The sequence below is a fragment of the Methylobacterium sp. WL116 genome (assembly GCF_008039455.1).
Classification (GTDB): domain Bacteria; phylum Pseudomonadota; class Alphaproteobacteria; order Rhizobiales; family Beijerinckiaceae; genus Methylobacterium.
The window spans coordinates 1-3,891 of sequence record NZ_VRUV01000438.1; the positions used below are offsets into that span (position 1 = coordinate 1).

Below are 3,891 nucleotides of genomic sequence, written 5' to 3' on the forward strand. Positions count from 1 at the left end.
GGCGGGGAGCGCTGCCGGACCGGGCGACGCCGGAGCGCGACCCGCCCGCGTGACCGGCGACACCCGCACGGCGTTTTGTCCGCTGGACATCGGGGGGGCGGAGCGTAGCATGCGCGGATGCCCAGGCCTTCGATACCGATGCCCGATTCCGGCGATCCCGCCTACCTCGACGGCCAGTTCCTCGTGGCGATGCCGGGGATGACGGATGCGCGCTTCGCCCGCTCCGTCATCTACGTCTGCGCGCACTCCGCCGACGGCGCGATGGGCATCATCGTCAACAAGCCGGTGACCGACCTGTCGATGCCCGACCTCCTGGTGCAGCTCGACGTGGCGGGCGAGGCCGACGCGATCCGCCTGCGCGAGCGGGTCGGCCACATGCCGGTGCTGATGGGCGGCCCGGTCGAGGGCAAGCGCGGCTTCGTGCTCCACACCGACGACTTCCACATCGACCAGTCGACGCTGATCATCGACGACGGCATCTGCCTCACCGCCACCGTCGAGATCCTGCGCGCGATCGCGGCGGGGGACGGGCCGGCCAGCGCCGTGCTGGCGCTCGGCTATGCCGGCTGGCAGGCGGGCCAGCTCGAGAGCGAGATCATGGCCAACGGCTGGCTCAACTGCCCGGCCGACCCGGACCTGATCTTCCACGCCGACCTCGCCGGAAAGTACGACCGGGCGCTGCGCGGCAACGGCATCGACCCGGCGATGCTCTCGGTCAGCATGGGCCGGGCCTGACGGCGCGGTCCCGCCCGCGCGAAGGGCCGGCTGTCGCGCGCCTTGCAGATCGGCGAGGCGCGCTCAGGTGCAAGCCTCGTCAGGTGCAGGCTTTGCCGCCGGGCATGACGACCTCGTTGTAGGTCGACTTGGCGGGCTGGCCGCCGCGGACCGGCCAGGGCACGTTGGCCTTGAACGTGAACTGGTTGTTGGCCCCGCCGACGAAGCGGATCAGGTTGCTGCCGAGCAGCGGCGCGTAGGGAACGCTCACCTCGGCCAGCACGTAGCGCATGCCGCCGATCTGGAAGCCGTCGGGAACGGTGAGGTCGGCCGCCGTCCCGAGCCCGCGGGCCGTGCCGTTGCTCGTGGCGTAGCTGGAGCAGACCTTGGGACGCTGGCCGCCGCCGTCGGCGTACACGCCGAGCGCGCTGACCACGATGCTGGCCGAGCCGCTGGCATAGGGCGTGAGGACGAGCTTGGCCGAGGCCAGTATGTCGGTCATCGTGGCGGTCGCCATCGGTGTCGCGGCGTCGCCCTGCGCGGTGAGATCCGCGACCGTCCGCGCCAGGAGCGTGACCTTCCGGTAATGGTCGATCGCACGCGCGAATTCCGAGATGCCGAGCGAGATCGTCAGCAGGATCGGAAGAACGAGCGCGAACTCGATCGCCGAGACGCCGCGGGCATCGGATCCGAAGGCGGAGGACGATGCCGGCCGATCGGCCGTCCGCAGCATCGCCCGGTTCCTCGGCCTAGCAGCTCTTGCTGGAAGACGTGTCATAGGGTTCGGTTCGAAACACCGCCGTGGATTGAAGCAGGCGCGAGCCGTCGCCGAAGCTCGGCAGGCTCGCGTAGAGGAAGCCGAACGCGACGCGTTGCTTGACGGCCGCGGTGACGACGACGATCGATCCGGGCTGCGCGCACGCATAGTTCGAGCCGAAGCCCTTGGACCAGTCGCGCGTCTTTGTGTCCAACGGGGTCGGGATCGTGCTGCCGGCGAACGAGCTGCCCAAGGCCACGTCGAGCTTCAGGGTGTCGCAATCGAACACGGTGACGACGCGCGATGCGGTGGTGCCGCAGATCGCGGTCTTCATGGCGGCGAGCAGGGTGCCGGCGTCGCTCTGACCCGCGTTCGAGGTCTGGAATTCTCCCGTGTAGATCGTCCGCCCGGCGCGTTGCAGCGCATCGTCAAGATCGCGCGAGGCCCAGATCAGCAGGGCCGTTTGCAGGACCATGGCCAGCAGGGCGATGAACGGCATCGCGACCAGCGCGAACTCGACGGCGCTGGCTCCATCGCGCGCCGCCGGGAAGCGACGCAGGGCCGGGCCGGTCTTCCGCTGCCGATGACGAGGATGGCGGATCGGATCGACGACAATTCCCGGGCTCAGGGGAGGGGGTTCACGGGTCGGGCGGGCGTTCATGAACACAACGCCTATTCCACGATCCGGAGCTTCTTGTCGGAGACTTTCGTCGTGGTTGGGCAGGAGACGACGATGCGGATGTCGTCGTAGTCGCGATCGCTTCCCGCGCTCGGCGGCCGATCCTCCCACCCGTAATACATGTACTTCCCTTCGCTGCAGCTCGCGGTGGAGGTCGCCGGCGTATGGGTGGTGTTGTTGTTCGGCAGGATGCCGCCGTTGGACTTGTTCCGGCATTGGCTCAGGTTGTCGCAGACGATCGTCTCGAGGATCGGGTTCGAGACCATGTTGACCGTGGTCATGCTGCCGTTGGAATTGACGCGATAGCCCTTCATGCCCATCGTCTGAACGCGCAGTCCGGTGTCGATCATCGTATCGGTGTAGTATTGATACACCTCTTGATTGGGGTCGTCCCAGGCGGACTTGTTGCTGCGCCCGTTCCGGACGTTCCGCAGCATGTAGGACGGCGCCTCGTTGGCGCCGCAGGTCGGGGCCTTGTACTTGGAATAGTCCGACGGCGGCGTCGCGTTGTCGGCGATCGGCACCGGGATCGTGCGGCCCTTGTCGGCGGAGGCCTGCCGGGCCGGGTCGGACGAATAGCAGTAGATGTAGATCCGATTGTAGTCGGCGGCATCGGGAGACAGCTGGCTCACCGTCGGCGGAGCCGTCTCGTAGACGGGGGCGACGCGGTTGACCGTGGTCGCGGTCGCGACGGTGATCTGGCGCGGCATGCCGGGCAGCAGGTGCAGCAGGCTCGTCCGAAGCGTCGTCGAGATGGTCACGCGATAGTTCGCGCCGTCGATCCAGGTGCCGTTGATCTGATAGCCGTTCGCCGCATTGGCCGTGCCGAGGCGGGACGTGAGCTGGGCGTTGGCGAGGCGGAAACCCTCGGCCGCCGCCGCGACCGTATCGGCGTTGGCGACGAGGAGCGCGGTCGCGTCCGCGACGCTGGCCGCGACGGCGCGGATGCGGACGGCATTGCCGTAGTCGATCGCGAGCCCGCCGGCGCCGAGCAGCAACGGCAGGCTCAGGGCGAAGATCACGACGACGTTGCCGCTCTGGTTTCGAGCCAGCGCTGGTCTCGCGCGCGACACGGCCCGACGCATCCGACATCTCCACACGCAACCCAGGCCCGAGATCACCGAGCCTGCAATCCACGGTGCATGTATAGAACCGCAATATTTAACGTGAAGTTGTTCCGCGCGAACGACCGTCCATGAGGCGTCATTGCTCGGTTCGATTTTCCGAAGACCGTAAAAAAGCGCTTAACGCACAGCAACGCGTCCCGATCTCATCGTTTCCGCGCCGAAACGAGGGGCCGGCGGTGGCGCGAAGGACGGCGTGAGACCGGGCGTCCACCGCCGCCTCCGTCCCCGGCGGGACCGAACGGCGCCGGGACACGGCCGCATTCGGGTCAGAGGTGCTTCAGCCCGAAGCTCTCGAGCAGCGGAAGCAGCTCGTCGCGGGCGCGCAGGCGGTGGCTCTGCGCGCGCTCCTGGGCCGCGGCGGCGTCGCCGAGGCGGATCGCCGCGACGATCCGCTCGTGCTCGGCGACCGAGGCTCCGAGCTCCCGGCGCAGCTTGAGCGTCAGCATGCGGGCGCGGTGCGACTGGTCGTTGATCGTCTGGTTGATCCGGATCATGCGGCCATTGCCGGCGCGCTCGACCAGGGTGCGGTGGAAATCCTCGTCGGCATGGCCCCAGGCCGCGTGGTCGCCCGCCGCCCGGGCCTCGGCCATCGCGGTGGTGGCGGCGCGGCTCGC

General features: G+C 68.6%; 5 protein-coding genes. 1 reads left to right on the forward strand and 4 read right to left on the reverse strand.

All coding sequences use genetic code 11. The annotated features are described in order from the left end of the window. Positions 1-117 precede the first annotated feature (117 nt). Positions 118-735 (forward strand): YqgE/AlgH family protein, encoded by a 618-nt coding sequence (locus FV223_RS22265; RefSeq protein WP_187274848.1) that lies wholly within the window; start codon positions 118-120, stop codon positions 733-735. Positions 736-814: 79 nt separating this feature from the next. On the opposite strand, the gene FV223_RS22270 is transcribed toward FV223_RS22265, so the two are convergent. The 4 genes from FV223_RS22270 to FV223_RS22285 form a co-directional block, all read right to left on the reverse strand. Continuing rightward, a complete protein-coding gene (locus tag FV223_RS22270) occupies positions 815-1,447 on the reverse strand; it encodes a TadE/TadG family type IV pilus assembly protein (RefSeq protein ID WP_147729037.1) in 633 nt (210 codons plus the stop codon). 16 nt (positions 1,448-1,463) lie between these two features. After that, positions 1,464-2,132, reverse strand: a complete 669-nt coding sequence (locus FV223_RS22275) for a TadE/TadG family type IV pilus assembly protein (protein WP_147729038.1) — start codon at positions 2,130-2,132, stop codon at positions 1,464-1,466. Between the two features lie 11 nt (positions 2,133-2,143). After that, positions 2,144-3,235, reverse strand: coding sequence for a pilus assembly protein TadG-related protein (locus FV223_RS22280; protein WP_147729039.1), 1,092 nt, complete (start codon positions 3,233-3,235; stop codon positions 2,144-2,146). Between the two features lie 308 nt (positions 3,236-3,543). Continuing rightward, positions 3,544-3,891, reverse strand: a 348-nt coding sequence (locus tag FV223_RS22285; RefSeq protein WP_147729040.1) for an FCD domain-containing protein, incomplete at its 5' end; no start/stop codon positions are given.